The following is a 19,019-nucleotide window of genomic DNA, read 5'->3' as shown; positions in this document are numbered from 1 at the left end:
CTCGACCGTTCGGCGGCCGTGGCCGGCACGTCGGCCGAACGGACCGGCCGTGCCTCACGGGGTATATCGCCGAATTCGCCGAGCCGCTACCGGCCGGCGGTCCTGACGCCGACGATCGGAGCCCAGGACTTCGACGCGCCGAGCGCAGATGAAGATCGACAACTGGTCAAAGGTGATGTGGCCTGCGAAGCTGGAATTCAAGGGCTCATCTACTAGGTTGTCTAGGAGGTTCCCGTGAAGATGCTGATCAACGTCCCGGAGACGGTGGTGGCGGACGCGCTGCGCGGTCTGGCGGCCGCCCACCCCGAGCTGACCGTGGACGTGGAGAACCGAGTGATCGTACGGCGGGACGCACCTGTCGCAGGGCAGGTCGGGCTCGTCTCGGGCGGCGGTTCGGGCCACGAGCCGCTGCACGGTGGGTTCGTGGGTCCCGGCATGCTGTCGGCGGCCTGCCCGGGCGAGGTGTTCACCTCCCCGGTGCCGGACCAGATGCTGCGCGCTGCCGCCGCCGTGAACAGCGGCGCCGGCGTGCTGTTCATCGTGAAGAACTACACCGGTGACGTGCTCAACTTCGACATGGCCGCCGAGTTGGCCGAGGACGAGGGCATCCAGGTCGCGAAGGTGCTGGTCAACGACGACGTGGCGGTGACCGACAGCCTGTACACGGCGGGGCGGCGCGGTACCGGCGCGACCCTGTTCGTGGAGAAGATCGCGGGCGCCGCCGCGGCCGAGGGCATGCCGCTGGAGCGCGTCGAGGCCATCGCCCGGCAGGTGAACGAGAGCTCCCGCAGCTTCGGCATCGCGCTGAGCGCCTGCAGCACCCCGGCGAAGGGCAGCCCGACCTTCGATCTGCCGCCCGGCGAGCTGGAGTTGGGCATCGGCATCCACGGCGAACCCGGCCGGGAGCGGCGCGCCATGATGACCTCCGGCGAGATCGCCGAGGCCGCAGTCGAGGCGGTGGTGGAGGACCTCCAGCCGCGCAATCCGGTCCTGGTCCTGGTCAACGGCATGGGTGCGACACCGCTGCTCGAGCTGTACGGCTTCCACGCCGAGGTGGCCCGGGTGCTCGCCCAGCGCGGCGTGCCCGTGGCCCGTGTCCTGGTCGGCAACTACGTCACCTCGCTGGACATGGCGGGCGCCTCGGTCACCCTGTGCCAGGTCGACGAGGAACTGCTGCGGCTGTACGACGCGCCGGTGAGCACCCCGGGCCTGCGCTGGGGCATGTGACGGGCACGGGGTAGAGGATCAGCACGTACCTACCAGGCAAGGAGACCCAGTGCTCGACGCCGCATTCTTCCGCCGCTGGATGACGGTCACGGCCGCGTCCGTCGAACGCGAGGCGGAACGGCTCACCGCTCTCGACTCCCCCATCGGGGACGCCGATCACGGCAGCAACCTCCAGCGCGGATTCAGGGCCGTCGCGGCCGCCCTGGAGAAGGAGCCCCCCGGCACGCCCGGCGGGGTGCTGACCCTCGCCGGACGCCAGCTGATCTCGACGGTCGGCGGCGCCTCGGGGCCGTTGTACGGCACGCTGCTGCGCCGTACCGGCAAGGCTTTGGGCGATGCCGGTGAGGTCAGCGCGGAGCAGCTGGCCGAGGCCCTGCGCACGGGGGTGGACGCGGTCATGACGCTCGGCGGCGCGGCCCCGGGCGACAAGACCATGATCGACGCGCTGGTGCCCGCCGTGGACGCGCTCTCCGAGTCGTTCACGGCGGCCCGGACCGCCGCGGAGGAGGGCGCCGTGGCGACGACGCCGTTGCAGGCGCGCAAGGGCCGGGCCAGCTATCTGGGCGAGCGCAGCATCGGCCACCAGGACCCGGGTGCCACCTCGGCGGCGCTGCTGATCGCGGGACTCGTGGAGGCCGCCGGTGAGTGACGAGCAGCTGGTGGGGATCGTGCTGGTGTCGCACAGCGCCGAGGTGGCCGCGTCGGTCGCCGAGCTGGCGAAGGGGCTCGCGGGCGGTGGCTCGGCGGTGTCCGTGGCCGCGGCGGGCGGCGCCGAGGGCGGCGGGCTGGGCACCAGCTCCGAACTGGTCGCCGCCGCGGCCGCGTCGGTCGACCGGGGCGCCGGGGTGGCCGTCCTGACCGACCTGGGCAGCGCCGTGCTCACGGTGAAGGCGCTGCTCGCGGAGGGCGACGAACTTCCGGAGCCGACCCGGCTGGTGGACGCCCCCTTCCTGGAGGGGGCGGTGGCCGCGGTCGTCACCGCGTCCACCGGGGCGGACCTGGCGGCGGTCGAGGCGGCGGCCACGGAGGCGTACGCGTACCGGAAGGTGTGAGGGACGGCCGCGGCCGGGCACGCTCCGAAGGCGATGCCCGGCCGTGGCCGTGTCCGTGACGTGGCGTCAGCGGCTCAGCCCTCGTCCGCCGGCCCGACGCCGGCGAGTCGCCGCGCCGCGCGTTCCCCCTCGGTCACGGCCGCGGCGTGGTCCTCGATGGGCGACACCTTGGTGTTCTTGAAGACGATGTAGGTGACACCGGAGGGGGCGCCGCCGCCGTGCGGGTCGGCGCGGATGCCGAGGGCCTTGGCGGTCGCGTAGGACGCCTCCCCGATGATGCCCTGCGGGCCCACGTCACCGACGACCGCGTACTGGACCCGGTCCCGGTACACGACGGCCACCACCGAACCGCCGCCGATGCCGTGGTCCCGGTAGTCCCACAGGGCGCTCGGCGCGGGAACGACGATGAACGGCAGGCGTTCGGCGCTCAACGGGCGGCCGTCGGACTGGGCGAAGGCCGTGCTCGCGGCGAAGTACGGGTCGGTGCGGCGGTTGCAGCGGGGGCCGGGGCTGCCGTCGCAGTCGATGTCCATGTCGGCCTTCCAGAACACGGCGTCGCGGGTGCCGCAGACCGGGATGTTCGCGGGTGCGCCGTTGTCGCTGCGGTAGCGGCCCTTGGAGACGGGAGCGCAGTCGCGCACCCGGTCGAGGAGTTCGGCGGCGCTCACCGCGCCTTCGTGCCACACGGCGGGGTGGGGGTGGTCGGCGGGGTGGATCGTCGGGGCGAGCAGGGCGGCGCTGGCCACGGCCAGAGTGAGCGACTGGACACGCACGATACGGGAGCCTCTCGTGGGGGACCTGACGGGCACTCAGCCCAATCTGGTCCCGGGGCGATCACCCGGCCACCGCTGGGGGGCCGGACGGTGCACCTTCCCAACCTCCGACAGGGGCCGGGCGCCTGAGTCCGTGTAAGACTCCGGCCGCCCGGCCACCTGGGCCGGCGCGGGATCTGCGACGACAGCGGTTCCGCGCGACAGGCCCGAACTCGGCGGTGTCCGCCAGGAGTTCGGCCGTGAGGACTTCAGCATACGTAACTCTTCCGGGTGGTCACGCAGGGCGGGGGTGACGTCCGGGCTCGGCCGGTGACATTCCTACACAGCGCACACCCTCTTGATGTGGCCGCGCCAACGGCGTCATATTGGTCCGGACCATTCCCGTGACCCTGCTGGCCGACCACCCCCGGGAGGCAGTGCCGTGCGAGGACGTTCCGCTCCCCCGTCCCTCCCGCGCCGTCTGGCGCTCTGCGGGGCGCTGCTGCTGCTCGCCTCCTGCGGCTGGGCCGGAGCGGAGGAAGGGGACGGCGGCGGTGCGCCCGGCGCTCCGACGGGTGTGACCGCGGCGGCGGGCAGTGCGACGAGCGTGCATGTCATGTGGAACGCGTCCGCCCGGGCCGATGGCTACGAGGTGTATCGCGGCACCACGAAGGTCAAGGAAGTGCCAGGTTCACACCACATGGTGGATGTCACCAGGCTCCGACCCTCGACGCGGTACGTCTTCTCGGTACGGGCACGGGATGCCGACGGGCGGCTGGGTCCGCCCAGCCGCCGGGTGCCGGTGAGAACCCCCGCCGCTGTCGTGGACGACCGTTCCGCGCCGACCCGGCCCTCGGCGCCCGGCGGGCGGGCCGTCGGCAGCCGCGCGGTCCAGCTGACCTGGTCCGCCTCCACCGACGACCGGGGTGTGGTGTCGTACGACATCCACCAGGGCGACACCAAGATCCACAGTGTGGGCGGGGGTCAGACGGCCACCGTGCTGACCGGGCTGCGGCCGGGCACGGCCTACTCGTTCACCGTCCGTGCCCGGGACGCGGCCGGCAACGTCTCCCCCGCCGGTCCCGCGGTCCGCCTCACCACACCGGGCACGGACGACGGCCGCGCCACGGCCCCCAAGGACTTCCGGGTGACGAGCCACCGCGAGGGCGGGGCCTACCAGCTCGACCTGAGCTGGGTGCCGCCCCGCGTGGACGGCGAGGTCACCGAGTACCAGATCCATCTGGACGGCCGGCCCGCCACGTCCTTGGTGTACGGCGGCACCGCTCCACGCGAGCGGGCCACCTACAGCTTCTACGCCGGCCGGCGCGCCGGCGTCACCCACCGGGTCCGCATCCGGGCGATGCTCCCCGACGGCACGTGGGGAGGCTTCTCGGCGGAGCGGGTGGTGACGACGGGGGCGGACCGCTGACGTAGCACCCGCCGCGTCAGCCGGGAGAAGGAACCCGTCACCTGCACGGGGGCGCTCGGCGTGCGGCCGGGGGCCGGGGCGCTTTGGCTGGCCCCGAGGCAGCACGGGCGCTCCCCGACCCTCGGCGGCGCAAGGATGTACCGCCGACCGTGCCGCCGGAGGGCAGTCCACATGCGCAACTCATCGTCAGTTCTCCGCTCCGGCCTGACCGTGGCAGTCGCCGCGCTGCCCCTCGCCCTGGCCGCGGTGCCCGCCGTCGCGGGCCCGGGCATCTCCGTGAGCACCACGGGGTCCACGGTGTCGGTCACGACCAGCTCGTGCACCCAGATCAACGGCAGCTGGGGCACCGCCTCGCTCCTCACCAGCAGTCAGGGCAGTTTCGCCCAGGGCCGCCAGGTGACGCTGTCGGGGACGTCCACGAGTCAGTCGGCCGCCTGGTCGAGTGTCTCGCCGGGCACGTACACGGTCATCGTCGTCTGCTCGGACGGCACCACCGCGGGCACGCAGTCCGTCGTGGTCTCCACCGCCCCCTCCCCCTCGCGGTCCGCGTCCCCCTCGGCGTCGCCGTCCCGCGGCGTGATGGGCGGGGTCGGCGGCAGCACGACGGACTACGGAACCGTCACGCTGGTCGCGGGCGGCACGCTGGTCGGCGCCGGCCTGCTCGGAACGGCCTGGTACCTGCGCCGGCGCAACAAGCCGTACCGGCTCTGACCGGTACGGACGGCGGCCCGTTCCCCCGAAGCGCTCCGGGCGGACGGGCCGCCGTCATGCGCGACAGGCACGCCTGACCACCGGGCGTGCCAGCCACCCTCGCGCCCGACGGGCCGACGCCCGTCGCCGGTCAGGCCGGCTCCGCCGGTTCGGGGTCCGGGAGTTCGGCGACGTCCGCCAGGGCGCGCCGGAGCCACTGCGTCCAGAAGGTCTCCAGATCGATGCCCGCCCGCAGCACCAGGTGCCGCAGCCGGACCTCGGTGCCCTCGCGGCCGGGCGGGAAGTCGCGCTCCTCGATCTCCTCGTACTCCGCCAGCTGCCGTTCGTGCAGCTCCAGATGGCGTCGCAGATCGGCCTCCAGACCCGCCGTGCCGACCACGGCCGCCGCCCTGAGCCGCAGCAGCAGGGGGTCGCGCTGCGGCTTGGGGTCCTGGGAGGCGGAGGTCCAGCGGGCCAGTTCGGCGCGGCCCGCGGGCAGGACCTCGTAGCTCTTCTTCTGCCCGCGGGCCGGCTGCTCGGACGGCAGTGCCCGGATGAGGCCGTCGGCCTCCAGTTTTCCCAGCTCGCGGTAGATCTGCTGGTGCGTGGCCGACCAGAAGTAGCCGATCGACCGGTCGAACCGGCGGGTCAGCTCCAGGCCCGAGGACTTCTTCTCGAGCAGGGCGGTGAGGATCGCGTGCGGGAGTGACATGGCCTCATCCTAGGGACGTGTCAGCGCACTACAGGGCGGCCGCGAGCTCGGTGCCCTGCTTGATGGCGCGCTTGGCGTCCAGCTCGGCGGCCACGTCGGCGCCGCCGATGAGGTGCGTGCTGCGCCCGGCGGCGAGCAGCTCCTCGTACAGGGCTCGGCGCGGCTCCTGACCCGTGCAGAGCACGACCGTGTCGACCTCCAGCACCGTGCTCTCCTCGCCCACGGTGATGTGCACTCCGGCGTCGTCGATCCGGTCGTAGCGCACGCCCGGGACCATGGTGACGCCGCGGTGCTTGAGTTCGGCGCGGTGGATCCAGCCGGTGGTCTTGCCGAGGCCGGCGCCGACCTTGGAGGTCTTGCGCTGGAGGAGGTGGACGGTGCGCGTCGGCGCGGGCCGCTCGGGAGCGGCGAGCCCGCCGGCGCCGCTGTAGTCCATGTCGACGCCCCACTGGCGGAAGTACGTCGCCGGGTCCTCGTGGGCCTTGTCGCCGCCGTCGGTGAGGAACTCGGCGACGTCGAAGCCGATGCCGCCCGCGCCGAGGATCGCGACCCGGTCGCCGACGGGGGCGCCGTCGCGCAGGACGTCGAGGTAGCCGACGACGCTCGGGTGGTCGATGCCGGGGATCTCGGGGGTGCGCGGGGTGACGCCGGTGGCGACGACGACCTCGTCGAAGCCGTCGAGGTCCGCGGCCGTGACCGGGGTGTTCAGGCGGACGTCGACGCCGTGCCAGTCGAGCTGGGTGCGGAAGTAGCGGAGCGTCTCGTCGAACTCCTGCTTGCCGGGGACCTTGCGGGCGACGTTGAGCTGGCCGCCGATCTCGCTCGCCGCGTCGAACAGCGTCACCTCGTGTCCGCGCTCGGCGGCGGAGACCGAGCAGGCGAGGCCGGCCGGACCGGCGCCGACGACCGCGACGCGCTTGCGCAGCCGGGTCGGGGAGAGCACCAGCTCGGTCTCGTGGCAGGCGCGCGGGTTGACCAGGCAGGAGGTGATCAGGCCGCTGAAGGTGTGGTCGAGGCAGGCCTGGTTGCAGCCGATGCAGGTGTTGATCGCCTCCGGGCGGCCGGCGGCGGCCTTGGTGACGAAGTCGGGGTCGGCGAGCATCGGGCGGGCCATCGACACCATGTCGGCGGCGCCCTCAGCGAGCAGTTCCTCGGCGAGTTCGGGGGTGTTGATGCGGTTGGTGGTGACGAGCGGGACGGACACCTCGCCCATGAGCCGCTTGGTCACCCAGGTGTACGCGCCGCGCGGCACGGAGGTCGCGATGGTGGGGATGCGGGCCTCGTGCCAGCCGATGCCGGTGTTGATGATCGTCGCCCCGGCGGCTTCGACGGCCTTGGCGAGGGTGATCACCTCGTCGAGCGTGGAGCCGCCCGGGACGAGGTCGAGCATGGAGAGGCGGTAGATGACGATGAAGTCCTCGCCGACCGCCTCGCGCACCCGGCGCACGATCTCCAGCGGGAGGCGCGTGCGGTTGTCGTAGGAGCCGCCCCAGCCGTCGGTGCGGTGGTTGGTCTGCCGCGCGATGAACTCGTTGATGAGGTAGCCCTCGGAGCCCATGATCTCGACGCCGTCGTAGCCGGCCTGCCGGGCGAGGCGGGCGGTGCGGGCGTAGTCGTCGATGGTCCGCTCGATGTCGGCTTCGGTGAGCTCGCGGGGCGGGAAGGGGCTGATCGGTGCCTGGACCGGGCTCGGCGCGACGAGGTCCTGGTGGTAGGCGTACCGGCCGAAGTGCAGGATCTGCATCGCGATCCGCCCGCCCTCGCGGTGCACGGCGTCGGTGATGGCCCGGTGCTGCTCGGCCTCTTCCTCGGTGGTGAGCTTGGCGCCGCCCTCGTAGGGCCGTCCCTCGTCGTTGGGGGCGATGCCGCCGGTGACGATCACGCCCACTCCGCCGCGGGCGCGGGCGGCGTAGAAGGCGGCCATGCGTGCGAAGCCGCCCTCCGCCTCCTCCAGGCCGACGTGCATGGAGCCCATGAGGACCCGGTTGGGCAGGGTCGTGAAACCCAGGTCGAGGGGGGTCAGCAGGTGCGGGTAACGGCTCATCGGGCCCTCCGTGCGCGGTGTCGTCCCTGTAGTTCTAGAGGACTACCGGCTGTTTATGCAACTAGTTGCACAAGGTGATGGAGGGCACAGCAGGACCATGACCGGGGACCTCGGTCCCGGGTCGTGGTCCGGTCATGGGGGCTCTCAGCGGCTCTGGAGCCGCACGTGCAGTTCCTTCTCCTGGTCGCCGGAGACGGTGCTCAGGTCGTGCACGTCGAACAGCGAGTCCAGGGTCGTGCGGAACCGTTCGATCGCCCAGTAGCCGCCGTGCAGGTCGGCGTCGACCGAGGACGCCAGGTGCACCGGTCGCGCCCCCTCGTGCTCGTCGGCGACGTCGAAGGTGCCGAGCCACACGGTCGGGCGGGTCTCGTGCAGCTCCTCCGGCACGTCGTCGGCGCACCGGTCGGACTCGAAGCAGGAGCACAGCGCGTCGAACACGATCCGGGCGTCGTGCTTGCTGCACCCGCTGATCTCCACCGAGACGGAGTGGGGGTGCGGTCGCTCGTGGTTCATCGCCATCGTGATCGCTCCTTTCGCGGCCACCGGCTGCCGTATCCGCCCCTACCCCAGCAAAGCACCACCTTCCGGCGAGCACTACCGGCGGGACCCTTCCCCCGGTGGAGGTTTTGCGGGGCGGCCCACGCCGGGGTGGGAGATGGTGGAAGGTGACGGAAGGGGCCTTCGGAAAACGGCTCCACGCGGTAGAACAGCGGTAGAACATGGGGTGTCGGCACACGACGGCGTGCCGCGAGAACGGCGAAGGCGGGGCGTGGGATGAGTGCAGCCGGAGCTCCCGGGTCCGAGGGCGGCGATCCGGTGCGCGGGTCGGCGCGCCCGAGCGGTCTGCTGGACGTGCTGCGCGTGGCCTCGGTGGTCCTGGACGCCGAGGGCCGCATCGTGCTGTGGAGCCCGCAGGCCGAGGAGCTCTTCGGCTACGAGGCGCGGGAGGCCCTCGGGCAGTACGCCGCCCGCATCATGGTCCACGAGCAGCACGTCGACCTCGTGGTCAAACTGTTCGCCGACGTCATGGACACCGGGCAGAGCTGGGCCGGGGCCTTCCCGATCCGCCGCAAGGACGGCGGCACACGGCTGGTGGAGTTCCGCAACATGCGGCTGCTCGACGACCAGGGCGACGTCTACGCACTGGGGCTGTGCGCCGACCAGACGACCGTGCACCGGCTGGAGCGGGACGTCGCGCTGTCCACGCGGATGATCGCCCAGTCCCCGATCGGGCTGGCGGTGCTGGACACCGGGCTGCGCTACGTCTCCGTCAACCGTGCGCTTGAGGAGATCAACGGCGTACCGGCCGAGGAGCACCTGGGCCGCACGGTCCGCGAGGTGGTGCCGCGGATGGACGTCGACGCCCTGGAGGACGCCACCCGGCGCGTGCTGGAGACCGGCACGCCGGTGGTCGACCAGTCCACGATCGGCCGTACCCCGGCCGACCCGCACCAGGACCACGCCTGGTCGATCTCGCTGTACCGGCTGGAGAACGCCTTCGGGACCGTGCTGGGCGTGGCCGTCTCGATCGTGGACGTCACCGAGCAGTACCGGGCGGGCATCGAGGCCGAGGCCGCGCGGCGGCGGCTGGCGCTGATCGCCGACGCCTCGGGCCGGATCGGCACCACTCTGGACCTGGATCGCACCGCCGGCGAGCTGGCCGAGGTGGCCGTGCCGGAGCTCGCCGACATCGCGGCCGTCGACCTGCTGGACGCGGTGGCGCAGGGCCGTCGCACCAGCCTGGGCCCCGCCGAGTCGGCCGTGATCCGCGCGCTGGCGGTGCAGGGCTACGACTCCGCCGAGGCCCTGGAGGCGGCCGACCCTCCCGGGCAGGTCGCCCGGTACGCCCCCGACCGGCTCATCACCCAGTGCGTGCGCACCGCGAGCCCGGTGATGCTGCCGGAGGTCAAGGACGAGGACCTGGACCTCATCGCCCGTTCCTCCGAGGCGGCCGAGCTGCTGGGCCGGGCCGGGGTGCACTCGTATCTGGCGGTGCCGCTCATCGCCCGGGGCGAGGTGCTGGGCGCCCTGGACCTCAAGCGGACCCGCAATCCGCTGCCGTTCAGTGAGGACGACCTGCTGCTGGCGCGCGAGCTGGCCGCCCGGGCCGCCGTGCAGATCGACAACGCCCGCTGGTACCAGAGCGCCCGGGAGACCGCGCTCACCCTCCAGCGCAGTCTGCTGCCCAGCCATCCGCCGGTGACGGGCGGTCTGGAGGTCGCCTCCCGCTACCAGCCGGCCGGGGCCACGAGCGAGGTCGGCGGCGACTGGTTCGACGTGATCCCGCTGGACGGCGGCAAGACGGCGCTCGTCGTGGGCGATGTGATGGGCAGCGGCATTCCCGCGGCGGCGGCCATGGGGCGGCTGCGGACGGCGACCAACACCCTCGCCTCCCTCGACCTCGATCCGCATGTGCTCCTGGAGCACCTCGACAGGATCACCGGGGGGCTGGCGCAGGTCATCGCCACGTGCGTCTACGCCGTTCACGACCCGCGTCTGCGGCAGTGCCGGATCGCCAACGCCGGGCATCTGCCGCCGGTGCGGGTCCGGCCCGGCCGCACGCCGGAGCTGCTGGACCTGCCGACCGGGGTGCCGCTCGGCGTGGGCGGTGTCGCCTTCTCCACCACCACCGTCGACCTGGAGCCCGGCGACCGGCTGGTGTTCTACACCGACGGCCTGGTCGAGACCCGGCGCGACCCCCTCGACGAACGGCTCGACCGGCTGCTGTCGCTGCTCGACGGGCCGGACAGGCCGCTGGAGGAGGTCTGCGACCTGCTGCTGCGCACGCTGCACGAGCCGGACAACTTCGACGACGTGGCCCTGCTCATCGCCCGGGCGACGGCACCGGAGTGAGGGCCGCGGGGGGGCTACGGCCTGACGCCGATCACCACATGGGCGGACCACTCCCGCGACACGGCCGACCGTGCCGTGAGGCCGTTGCGTTCGAAGGCGGCGACGGCGGTCGGGGCCTGGTGGCGGCTGGTCTCGACCAGGACGCAGCCGCCGGGGGCGAGCCAGCGGGGCGCCTCGGCCGCGACCCGGCGCAGAACGTCGAGGCCGTCCGCGCCGCCGTCGAGGGCGACGAGCGGCTCGTGGTCCCGGGCCTCCTGCGGCAGCAGGCCGATCTCGTCGCTCGGCACGTACGGCACGTTGGCCGCGAGGATGCCGACGCGGCCGCGCAGCGCGCCGGGCAGCGCCTCGAACAGATCACCCTGGTGGACCTCACCGCCCACGGCGGCGATGTTGCCGCGGGCGCACCGCACGGCAGCCGGATCGATGTCGGCGGCGTGCAGTTCGACGCGGCCGAGCGCGGCGGCCAGCGCCGCTCCGACGGCACCCGAACCGCAGCACAGGTCCACGACGACGGCGGCCCCGGGCGCCCGCTCCAGGGCCTGCTCCACCAGGAACTCGGTGCGCCGGCGGGGCACGAAGACGCCCGACGCGACGGCGATGCGCAGGCCGCGGAACTCGGCCCAGCCGACGACGACTTCGAGGGGCAGCCCGGCCACCCGGCGTTCGACCATGGCGGCGGCCTCGGCCGGGGTCCGGGCGGTGGCGAGGATCATCTCGGCCTCGTCCTCGGCGAAGACGCACCCGGCGGCGCGCAGGGCGGCGACGACGGCGTCACGGGAGGACGGCGTGGAAGGGGGGACGGCGGACACAGACGGCATGGAAGCCCAGAGCCTTTCGGGAACCGAAGGGCGCTCCGGCGATCGCCTACGAGCGGCGATCCGCGCGACGTCGAGAGGAGAGCACCCGAGCTGACACAGCGGTAATGGGTCTCACCTCCTCGGTTTCCGGCGGCCGGGTCCCTGCCCGGCCGGACGGCAAACCCTACCCCGGCGGTCCGGCCGGGGGTACTGCGACGGAGCCCCCGCCGAGTGGTTGGGTCATGCAACCATGGAGGGAGCCGAGCAGCACCGTGGTGAGGGAGGTCCCGTGCACACCGTCGACGCCGTCGAGACCATCCAGCGGGAGATGACGGCCTTCGCCCGCCGCGCCCGGGCCGCCGCGGGCCGGATGCACCCCGAGCTGTCGCTGGTGTCGTACACCCTGCTGGGGCATCTGGAGGAGGCCGGCGGATGCCGGGCCACCGACCTGGCCGCCCACTACGCCCTGGACAAGTCCACGGTGAGCCGCCAGGTGTCCGCCCTGGAGCGGGCGGGCCTCGTCGAGCGCCGCCCCGACCCGGCGGACCAGCGCGTCCAGGTGCTGCACCTGACGCGGGCCGGGCGGCAGATCCTGGCGCAGGTCACCGAGAGCCGGCGGGCGGCCTTCCGGGAGCGCCTGGCCGACTGGCCGGCGGACGATCTGCGCCGGTTCGCCGAGTACCTGGTGCGCTACAACGCCTGGCCGGGCCCCGGCCGGGAGGAGCGGGCCGCACGCCCCGTACGGTTGCATACGTAACCACTGATCATCCGGTCCGGCGGGCACCGCGGGACCGGCCCGGAGGCACCACCGCATGCACATCACCCGAGGCTTCACCGGGCGCCCGCGCGTCGCCGACCCCGGCCTGCCGCCCGGCCAGTACGACGCGGGCGACGACTGGCCCGTCCTGTCCGCCGAGGTCACCCCCGAGCTGGCCCCCGCCGACTGGACCTTCCGGGTCGACGGGCTGGTCGCCGAGCCCCGCACCTGGGACTGGGAGGAGGCGCACCGGCTGCCCGCGTCGGCGTACGAGGGCGCCATCCACTGCGTGACGAGCTGGTCGAAGTTCGGGGTGCGGTTCGCGGGGGTGTCTCTGGACGCGTTCCTGGATGTGGTCCGGCCCCATGGGTCGGCCACCCATGCCGTCGCCTACGCACACACCGGCTACACGACGAGCCTCCCGCTGGCGGACCTGACCGGCGGGCGGGCCTGGATCGCGTGGGAGTACGACGGCAGGCCCCTCGCCCCCGAGCACGGCGGCCCGGCGCGGCTGGTCGTGCCGCACCTGTACTTCTGGAAGAGCGCCAAGTGGATCGCGGGCCTGCGGATCCTCGACCACGACGAGCCGGGCTTCTGGGAGCAGAACGGCTATCACGAGCGGGGCAACCCGTGGGAGGAGCAGAGGTACTCGGGTGACTGAGACCGCCGTGACCGAGACCGCCGTGACCGAGACCGCCGCCACCGGGAGCGCCGCGTCAGGGACCGCCGCGACCGGGGCCGCCGTGACCGGGGCCGCCGCGACCGGGGCCTTCGTGCCTCCGACGCGGTTCGCCGTGCCCGGGCGCATCGCCGTGAGCGAGCAGGCCGCCTCCGAGTGGCAGACCGCCACGGTCACCGAGATCCGCCGCGAGACCCCCCGTGCCGCCACCTTCCGGCTCGCCGTGCCCGGCTGGCCGGGCCATCTGCCCGGCCAGCACCTGATGGTGCGGCTGACCGCCGAGGACGGCTACACGGCCCAGCGGCACTACTCGATCGCGTCGGCGCCGGACGACTCCGGGCACATCGAGCTGACCCTGGATCATGTGGCGGGCGGCGAGGTCTCGGGCTGGTTCCACACCGTCGCACGGCCCGGCGACCGGGTCGAGGTGCGGGGCCCGGTGAGCGGCTTCTTCGCCTGGCCGGGCGACCGGCCCGCGCTGCTCGTCGGCGCCGGCTCCGGTGTCGTACCGCTGATGTCGATGGTCCGGCACCACCGGGCCCGGAAGCTGACCGTGCCGCTGCGGCTGGTGGTGTCCGCGCGCAGCCCCGAGGAGCTTGTCTACGCCCGGGAGTTGGGTGCGGAGACCACACCGGTCTTCACGCGGAGCGCGCCCCCCGGGACGTCGGTGGGACGTATGGCGGCCGCACATGTGGCGCCGCTCCTAGCCGAGCAGCCCTCCGGTGGGTGGGAGGCATATGTGTGCGGCTCCAACTCCTTCGCCGAGCACGCCTCGCGGCTGCTGGTGACGGCCGGTCAGCCGGTGCACCGGATCCGCATCGAGCGGTTCGGCTGACCCGGTTTCGTCGCGGTCCCCGCGGGCACCCAGCCGCGGGCCGCTCCCGCTGTGGATCACGGCCCCGGAGCGATGGATGGGCGCCGCGGGGGGTACCCCGTTCATGGAGGCACTCGCACGCGTGGCGTGACGCGGAGGGAGCGGCGGCGCACCGCACGGCCGGTCCGGCTCCTCCGGTCGCGGTGACGGCGAGGAGGTGGGCATGCGAACCCGGGTGCCCGGCTGGCGTTGGCGGCGCAGTCCGTTGCGGCGCCGGTCGGATGTCGTTGAAGCCTGGACGGTGCTGGTGGTCGCCGTCCTCGTCCTCGTGGGTGCGCCCCTGGCGGGGGCGGTCGCGGCGATGTGGGCCCATGACGAGGCGCGGTCGGTGGCGGCGGAGCAGCGGGCCGAGCGGCATCGCGTCCGGGCCGAGGTGATCGGCACCACCGACAGGCTGCCGTCCATGCAGGCCGGCGGGCAGCGCGCCTACCGGGCGACCGTGCGCTGGACCGAGCCGGACGGCACCCGGCGCACCGCGACGACACGGGTCCCGGCGGACACCGGGCGGGGCGACACGGTGGACGCCTGGTTCGACGACCGGGGGCGCGCCGTGCTGCCGCCGGTGGACGGGTCGGCGGTCTGGCAGCACACCCTCACCATCGGCACCTGCGCCACGGGCGGTGCGGTGCTCGTGGTGCTCTTCGGCCACGCCCTGGTACGGAAGGTGGCCGAGCGACACCGGATGGCGGAGTGGGAGCGGGCCTGGGCCCGTACGGAACCGGAGTGGACACACCGGCGCGCCTAGGGCCTGTCGTTTGGATCAGCCCGCAGACGAGCAACACCAGGTGACCCGACCACCTGCGGACGAGAACCTCCCCGACGCCGTGCTCCATGATCACGCTCCTGCGCCTGTGACCAGGGCATCGCCTTCGCATGGCGCACAGCGGTGAGGGGCCGGGCCGGAACAAACCCTGGCCAGTCCTCCGACCACCCCCGTAGTGTGATCATCCGCATTATCCCTGTAGCTGCTCCTCACCCAAGGCGGTCCTGCATGGCCCTGTTCGACCTTCCTCTCGATGAACTCCGCGAGTACCGCAGCGCGGCCACCGAGCCCGAGGACTTCGACGCGTTCTGGTCCAGGACCCTCCAGGAGGCGCGCGTGCACGATCTGGACGCCCGCTTCGAACCGGTCGACACGGGCCTGTCCACCGTCCAGGTCTTCGACGTGACGTTCGCCGGGTTCGGCGGCCATCCGGTCAAGGGCTGGCTGACACTCCCGGCCGGGGCGGCGGAACCGCTGCCGCTGGTCGTGGAGTTCATCGGCTACGGCGGCGGGCGTGGGCTGCCGCACGAGCACCTGCTGTGGGCGTCATCGGGCCGGGCGCACTTCGTGATGGACACCCGCGGGCAGGGCAGCGCCTGGGGCGGGGGCGGCGGCACCGCGGACCCGGTGGGCGGGGCGCCCGCGTACCCCGGTTTCATGACGCGCGGCATCGACGCCCCGGAGAACTACTACTACCGCCGGGTCTACACGGACGCGGTGCGTGCCGTCGAGGCGGCCCGCTCGCACCCGCTCACCGACCCGGCGCGCACGGTGGCCGTCGGTGCCAGCCAGGGCGGGGGCATCACCATAGCGGTGGGCGGCCTGGTCCCGGACCTGGTGGGCATCGCGCCGGACGTGCCGTTCCTGTGCGACTTCCCGCGGGCGGCGACGCTCACCGACCGGCACCCGTACCGGGAGATCGGCCTCTACCTCAAGACGCACCGCGGCCGCACCGAGGACGCCCTGCGCACGGTGTCCTACTTCGACGGCGTCCACTTCGCCGCCCGCGGCCGTGCCCCCGCACTGTTCTCGGCCGCTCTGGAGGACCAGACCTGCCCGCCCTCGACCGTCTTCGCGGCCTTCAACGCCTGGGACCACGAGGACAAGTCGATCGAGGTCTACGACTTCAACGACCACGAGGGCGGCGGCCCCTACCAGCAGGCGGCCAAGCTGCGCTGGATGAGCGCGTACCTCTGATCCGGCCGGATGCGGGAGGTCCGGTTTCGGCCGAACCGCCCGGCCGCCCTTCCCTGCTGGTTTAGACCAATGCTAGATCTGGTGGCGCACCGAGCCCGAACGGCTACCGAACGTCACCCACCAGGAGGGGCGGCATGGCCCGCACCACCCCGCACGATCCCCCGTCGCCCGAGGGGGAACCCCTGTACCGCCGGATCGCCACGGAGCTGCTCGGCGAGCTGCGCGACGGCACCATCCCACCCGGTGAACGACTGCCCAGCGAACGGAAGCTGGCCGGTCACCTGGGAGTCAGCCGGGAGACCGTACGGCAGTCGCTGGAGCTGCTGCGCCGCGACGGTCTGGTCACCACCGACAAGCGCGGCAGCCACGCCACCCTGCCCGGCCTGCCGGTCGAGACCCCCGCGTCGCTCACCTTCCCGGTGGGCGCCGGGCCCGCGGCCCCGGGCAGTGTCGCCCGCGCCACCGTCGTCTGGGAGCCGCCCCGCGCGGACCACGCGGAGGCCCTGGGGCTGGCGCCCGGCCGCCCGACCCTGGTCCACCGCTACCGGTACGCGACCGCCGACGGGCGGGGCCGGCGCACCGCCGTGACATCGTTCTCCGCTGTGGCGCTGGCGGAGGTGGAGGAGCTGGCCGGCTACCGCGACCGGGCCGACGGCAGCGCCGCCGCGCAGCTGCGCCGGGCCTACGACTGGATGCGCCGGGCGGGTCTGACCCTGCACCACCGCGACACCATCACCCGCATCGCGAGCACCCCGTCGGTACGGGTCACCCGGCGGGTGCACGACCAGTACGCGCGCCCGCTGGAGATCACCGATCTCGTGGTGGACGCCCAACAGGAGGCGCTGGTCTACGAGTTCACCCTGCCGGGTCGTGCCGCGGCACCCGCGCCGGACCGCGGCCCGTCACCCGTTCGGCGGACTGCCGACGCGGGTTCCGGGAGATGACGGAGATCATCGAACGACGGCACGGCTCCCCCAGGCGACCCCCGAGAGGACCCCCCATGACCACGTTCACGACCTCCGACGGAACCGAGCTCTACTACAAGGACTGGGGCGCGGGGCGGCCCGTGGTGTTCAGCCACGGCTGGCCCCTCAACGCGGACGCGTGGGACGGGCAGGCCCGGCTGGTCGCCGAGCACGGTTTCCGGGCGATCGCGCACGACCGTCGCGGACACGGCCGCTCGGGCCAGCCGTGGCAGGGCAACCACATGGACCGGTACGCCGACGACCTGGCCGAGCTGATCGAGGCACTGGATCTCACCGACGCTGTCCTGGTGGGCCACTCCACCGGCGGCGGCGAGGTGGCCCGCTACATCGGGCGGCACGGGACGGCGCGGGTCGCGAAGGTCGTGCTGCTCGGCGCGGTGCCGCCGCTGATGCTGCGGACGGACGCCAACCCGGAGGGCACGCCGCAGGAGGCCTTCGACGGGATCCGCGCCGGGGTCGCGGCGGACCGCTCGCAGTTCTACTGGGAGCTGAGCGAGGCCTTCTACGGCTTCAACCGGCCCGGCGCCACGGTGTCGGAGGGCGTGCGGCGGGCGTTCTGGATGTGGAGCATGCAGGTGGGTCTGAAGGGCGCCTACGACTGCGTCGCGCAGTTCTCGGAGACCGACTTCACCCAGGACCTGGGGCGCATCGACGTGCCGACGCTCGTCGCGCACGGCGACGACGACCAGATCGTGCCGATCGCCGCCTCGGCCCACCGGACCTCCCAGCTCGTCAAGGACGCGACGCTGAAGGTGTATCCGGGCGCCCCGCACGGCCTGGTCGGCGACTTCGAGAAGGCCTTCAACGACGATCTGCTGAACTTCCTGCGCGGCTGAACACCCCCTCGGCCGTGTCCGCCGGCCGGGCGATGACCAGCCGCACCCGGGGGCTGCCGTCCGGCCGCCGGCCGAACTCCGGGAGCGCCTGGAGCTCCACCCCGAAACCGGCTGCGGCGAGTTCGCGCCGTACGTCCCCGAGGCGGAAGGTGCGGTAGTACATGACGAACTCGGGCCGCCAGAGCGCGTTGCGCACCCGCATCACGGTGTCGAAGCCGAGCAGCGTCCAGTAGCCGGGCGAGCCCGGGCGGGGCGGCGCGACCAGAGGGAACGCGAAACAGCCGCCCGGCCGCAGGACGGAGCGGACCTGCGCGAACAGGCCGGGCAGCTCGCGGGGCAGGAAGTGGCCGAAGGCCCCGAAGCTCACCACCAGGTCGAAGGCGGGGGCGAAGGGCAGGGCGCGGGCGTCGGCCCGGACCCAGGAGACCGGCGGGCCCTGTGACCTGATCCGATCCCGGGCGACGTCGAGCATGCCCGCGCTGAAGTCGACGCCGGTGACGCGCTCCCGGCACACCCGCCTCAGCACCGCTACGCCCGCGCCGGTTCCGCAGCACAGGTCGAGCCCCGTGTCGAAGGGTCCGGTCCGCCGCAGTGCCGACCCGACGGCGTCAAGGACCTCGTCGGGTGTCCTGAAGGGCGTGTGGTCGAACTTCGGCGCGAGGAGGTCGTAGCCGCGCTCGACGGACGACAGCGCCTGGACGGCGAGTTCGCGCAGACTGGGGCCTTCGGGGCTGAACATCGGCTCAGCCTAGGGGAGCCCGCTGCTTCAGGACGGCGCGTACGCGCTCGCACCAGCGGAGGTTCTCCTCCTCGAAGCCGATGCCTCCCATCAGGGTGAGGTACGGGCCGACGCGGTCGGTCTCCCGGAGGTACTCCTCCTCGCTGCGGCCGGCCAGGAGGCGCTCGCGCACCCGCCGGTAGCGGGCGAGCTTGCCGCGGGCCCACGCCTCACGCTCCTCGACGAGCGCCCGGGTCGCGTCCGGGTCCACGCCGTCCATGGCCTGGATCTTGATGAGGAGTTCGTCGCGGATGGCGGTGGGCCGCCGGGGCGGCGTCGCGGCGAAGGCGCCCAGATCCGCGCGGCCCGCCTCGGTCAGCGTGAACATGCGCTTGTCGGGACGCCGTTCCTGGCGCACCACCCTGGCCTCGATCAGGCCGTCCCGCGCGAGGCGCTCCAGTTCGCGGTAGAGCTGCTGCGGGGTCGAGGCCCAGAAGTTCGCCAGCGACACGTCGAAGACCTTCGACAGCTCGTACCCCGAGGCCTCGCCCTCCAGGAGCGCCGCGAGGACGGCGTACTTGAGAGACATGTGGACACCGTATCAACGGGTGACTAATCTACTCCGCACCTACTCAACAAATTGACTAAGGCGG

General features: G+C 73.2%; 20 protein-coding genes. 13 read left to right on the top strand and 7 right to left on the bottom strand.

All coding sequences use genetic code 11. The features are described from left to right. Positions 1-234: 234 nt before the first annotated feature. From dhaK to ACFZDE_RS02800, 3 genes are read left to right on the top strand one after another with little or no spacing between them, the layout of a single operon-like run. Positions 235-1,227, top strand: a complete 993-nt coding sequence (gene dhaK / locus ACFZDE_RS02810) for a dihydroxyacetone kinase subunit DhaK (RefSeq protein ID WP_390990767.1) — start codon at positions 235-237, stop codon at positions 1,225-1,227. A 49-nt stretch (positions 1,228-1,276) separates the two neighbouring features. Further along, positions 1,277-1,876, top strand: coding sequence for a dihydroxyacetone kinase subunit DhaL (gene dhaL / locus ACFZDE_RS02805; RefSeq protein ID WP_391196786.1), 600 nt, complete (start codon positions 1,277-1,279; stop codon positions 1,874-1,876). After that, positions 1,869-2,279: a PTS-dependent dihydroxyacetone kinase phosphotransferase subunit DhaM gene (locus tag ACFZDE_RS02800; protein ID WP_390990771.1), complete on the top strand. Its 411-nt coding sequence runs from the start codon at positions 1,869-1,871 to the stop codon at positions 2,277-2,279. Before dhaL ends, ACFZDE_RS02800 begins: the two co-directional genes overlap by 8 nt. A 74-nt stretch (positions 2,280-2,353) precedes the next feature. Here ACFZDE_RS02800 and ACFZDE_RS02795 read toward each other — a convergent pair whose 3' ends face one another. Next, positions 2,354-3,052, bottom strand: coding sequence for a glycoside hydrolase family 75 protein (locus ACFZDE_RS02795; RefSeq protein ID WP_390990774.1), 699 nt, complete (start codon positions 3,050-3,052; stop codon positions 2,354-2,356). Positions 3,053-3,473: 421 nt separating this feature from the next. Here ACFZDE_RS02795 and ACFZDE_RS02790 point away from each other — a divergent pair, with 421 nt between their 5' ends. Together ACFZDE_RS02790 and ACFZDE_RS02785 are read left to right on the top strand one after the other, a co-directional pair. Beyond that, positions 3,474-4,460 (top strand): fibronectin type III domain-containing protein, encoded by a 987-nt coding sequence (locus ACFZDE_RS02790; RefSeq protein ID WP_391196783.1) that lies wholly within the window; start codon positions 3,474-3,476, stop codon positions 4,458-4,460. A gap of 171 nt (positions 4,461-4,631) precedes the next feature. Next, positions 4,632-5,171 carry a hypothetical protein gene (locus ACFZDE_RS02785; protein WP_390990777.1) on the top strand — a complete coding sequence of 180 codons (540 nt, stop codon included), beginning with the start codon at positions 4,632-4,634 and terminating at the stop codon, positions 5,169-5,171. Positions 5,172-5,301: 130 nt separating this feature from the next. Here ACFZDE_RS02785 and ACFZDE_RS02780 read toward each other — a convergent pair whose 3' ends face one another. From ACFZDE_RS02780 to ACFZDE_RS02770, 3 genes are all read right to left on the bottom strand, one after another. Then, complete coding sequence (locus tag ACFZDE_RS02780) at positions 5,302-5,862, bottom strand: helix-turn-helix transcriptional regulator (RefSeq protein WP_391196781.1); 561 nt, start codon at positions 5,860-5,862, stop codon at positions 5,302-5,304. A 28-nt stretch (positions 5,863-5,890) separates the two neighbouring features. Next, complete coding sequence (locus ACFZDE_RS02775; protein ID WP_391196779.1) at positions 5,891-7,906, bottom strand: FAD-dependent oxidoreductase; 2,016 nt, start codon at positions 7,904-7,906, stop codon at positions 5,891-5,893. Between the two features lie 144 nt (positions 7,907-8,050). Then, positions 8,051-8,419: a hypothetical protein gene (locus ACFZDE_RS02770; RefSeq protein ID WP_391197439.1), complete on the bottom strand. Its 369-nt coding sequence runs from the start codon at positions 8,417-8,419 to the stop codon at positions 8,051-8,053. 261 nt (positions 8,420-8,680) lie between these two features. On the opposite strand from ACFZDE_RS02770, the gene ACFZDE_RS02765 reads away from it, so the two are divergent. After that, entirely contained in the window at positions 8,681-10,759 is a 2,079-nt protein-coding gene (locus ACFZDE_RS02765; protein WP_391196776.1) for a SpoIIE family protein phosphatase, read from the top strand. A gap of 14 nt (positions 10,760-10,773) precedes the next feature. On the opposite strand, the gene ACFZDE_RS02760 is transcribed toward ACFZDE_RS02765, so the two are convergent. Further along, positions 10,774-11,577 (bottom strand): putative protein N(5)-glutamine methyltransferase, encoded by an 804-nt coding sequence (locus ACFZDE_RS02760; protein ID WP_391196774.1) that lies wholly within the window; start codon positions 11,575-11,577, stop codon positions 10,774-10,776. Between the two features lie 229 nt (positions 11,578-11,806). On the opposite strand from ACFZDE_RS02760, the gene ACFZDE_RS02755 reads away from it, so the two are divergent. From ACFZDE_RS02755 to ACFZDE_RS02725, 7 genes are all read left to right on the top strand, one after another. Then, positions 11,807-12,313, top strand: coding sequence for a MarR family transcriptional regulator (locus ACFZDE_RS02755; RefSeq protein WP_391196771.1), 507 nt, complete (start codon positions 11,807-11,809; stop codon positions 12,311-12,313). 55 nt (positions 12,314-12,368) lie between these two features. After that, on the top strand, positions 12,369-12,974 hold the full coding sequence (locus ACFZDE_RS02750; RefSeq protein ID WP_391196767.1) for a molybdopterin-dependent oxidoreductase: 606 nt from the start codon (positions 12,369-12,371) through the stop codon (positions 12,972-12,974). A gap of 82 nt (positions 12,975-13,056) precedes the next feature. Beyond that, a complete protein-coding gene (locus ACFZDE_RS02745) occupies positions 13,057-13,827 on the top strand; it encodes an FAD-binding oxidoreductase (RefSeq protein WP_391197436.1) in 771 nt (256 codons plus the stop codon). Positions 13,828-14,029: 202 nt separating this feature from the next. Further along, complete coding sequence (locus tag ACFZDE_RS02740) at positions 14,030-14,611, top strand: hypothetical protein (RefSeq protein ID WP_391196765.1); 582 nt, start codon at positions 14,030-14,032, stop codon at positions 14,609-14,611. 246 nt (positions 14,612-14,857) lie between these two features. Next, entirely contained in the window at positions 14,858-15,826 is a 969-nt protein-coding gene (locus ACFZDE_RS02735) for an acetylxylan esterase (protein ID WP_390990797.1), read from the top strand. A gap of 134 nt (positions 15,827-15,960) precedes the next feature. After that, positions 15,961-16,770 carry a GntR family transcriptional regulator gene (locus ACFZDE_RS02730; protein WP_390990800.1) on the top strand — a complete coding sequence of 270 codons (810 nt, stop codon included), beginning with the start codon at positions 15,961-15,963 and terminating at the stop codon, positions 16,768-16,770. Positions 16,771-16,826: 56 nt separating this feature from the next. Beyond that, positions 16,827-17,648, top strand: coding sequence for an alpha/beta fold hydrolase (locus tag ACFZDE_RS02725; RefSeq protein ID WP_391196763.1), 822 nt, complete (start codon positions 16,827-16,829; stop codon positions 17,646-17,648). Here ACFZDE_RS02725 and ACFZDE_RS02720 read toward each other — a convergent pair. Beyond that, positions 17,614-18,387 carry a methyltransferase domain-containing protein gene (locus ACFZDE_RS02720; protein WP_391196760.1) on the bottom strand — a complete coding sequence of 258 codons (774 nt, stop codon included), beginning with the start codon at positions 18,385-18,387 and terminating at the stop codon, positions 17,614-17,616. The two genes, ACFZDE_RS02725 and ACFZDE_RS02720, sit on opposite strands and share 35 nt — an antisense overlap. Before the next feature lie 4 nt (positions 18,388-18,391). Then, entirely contained in the window at positions 18,392-18,955 is a 564-nt protein-coding gene (locus ACFZDE_RS02715) for a helix-turn-helix transcriptional regulator (protein ID WP_390990809.1), read from the bottom strand. Positions 18,956-19,019 lie beyond the last annotated feature (64 nt).

Source organism: Streptomyces sp. NPDC007929, from assembly GCF_042959065.1.
Taxonomy (GTDB): Bacteria; Actinomycetota; Actinomycetes; order Streptomycetales; family Streptomycetaceae; genus Streptomyces.
The sequence above is the reverse complement of the archived record's forward strand: the minus strand, read 5'-3'. Positions and strand labels throughout refer to the sequence as shown.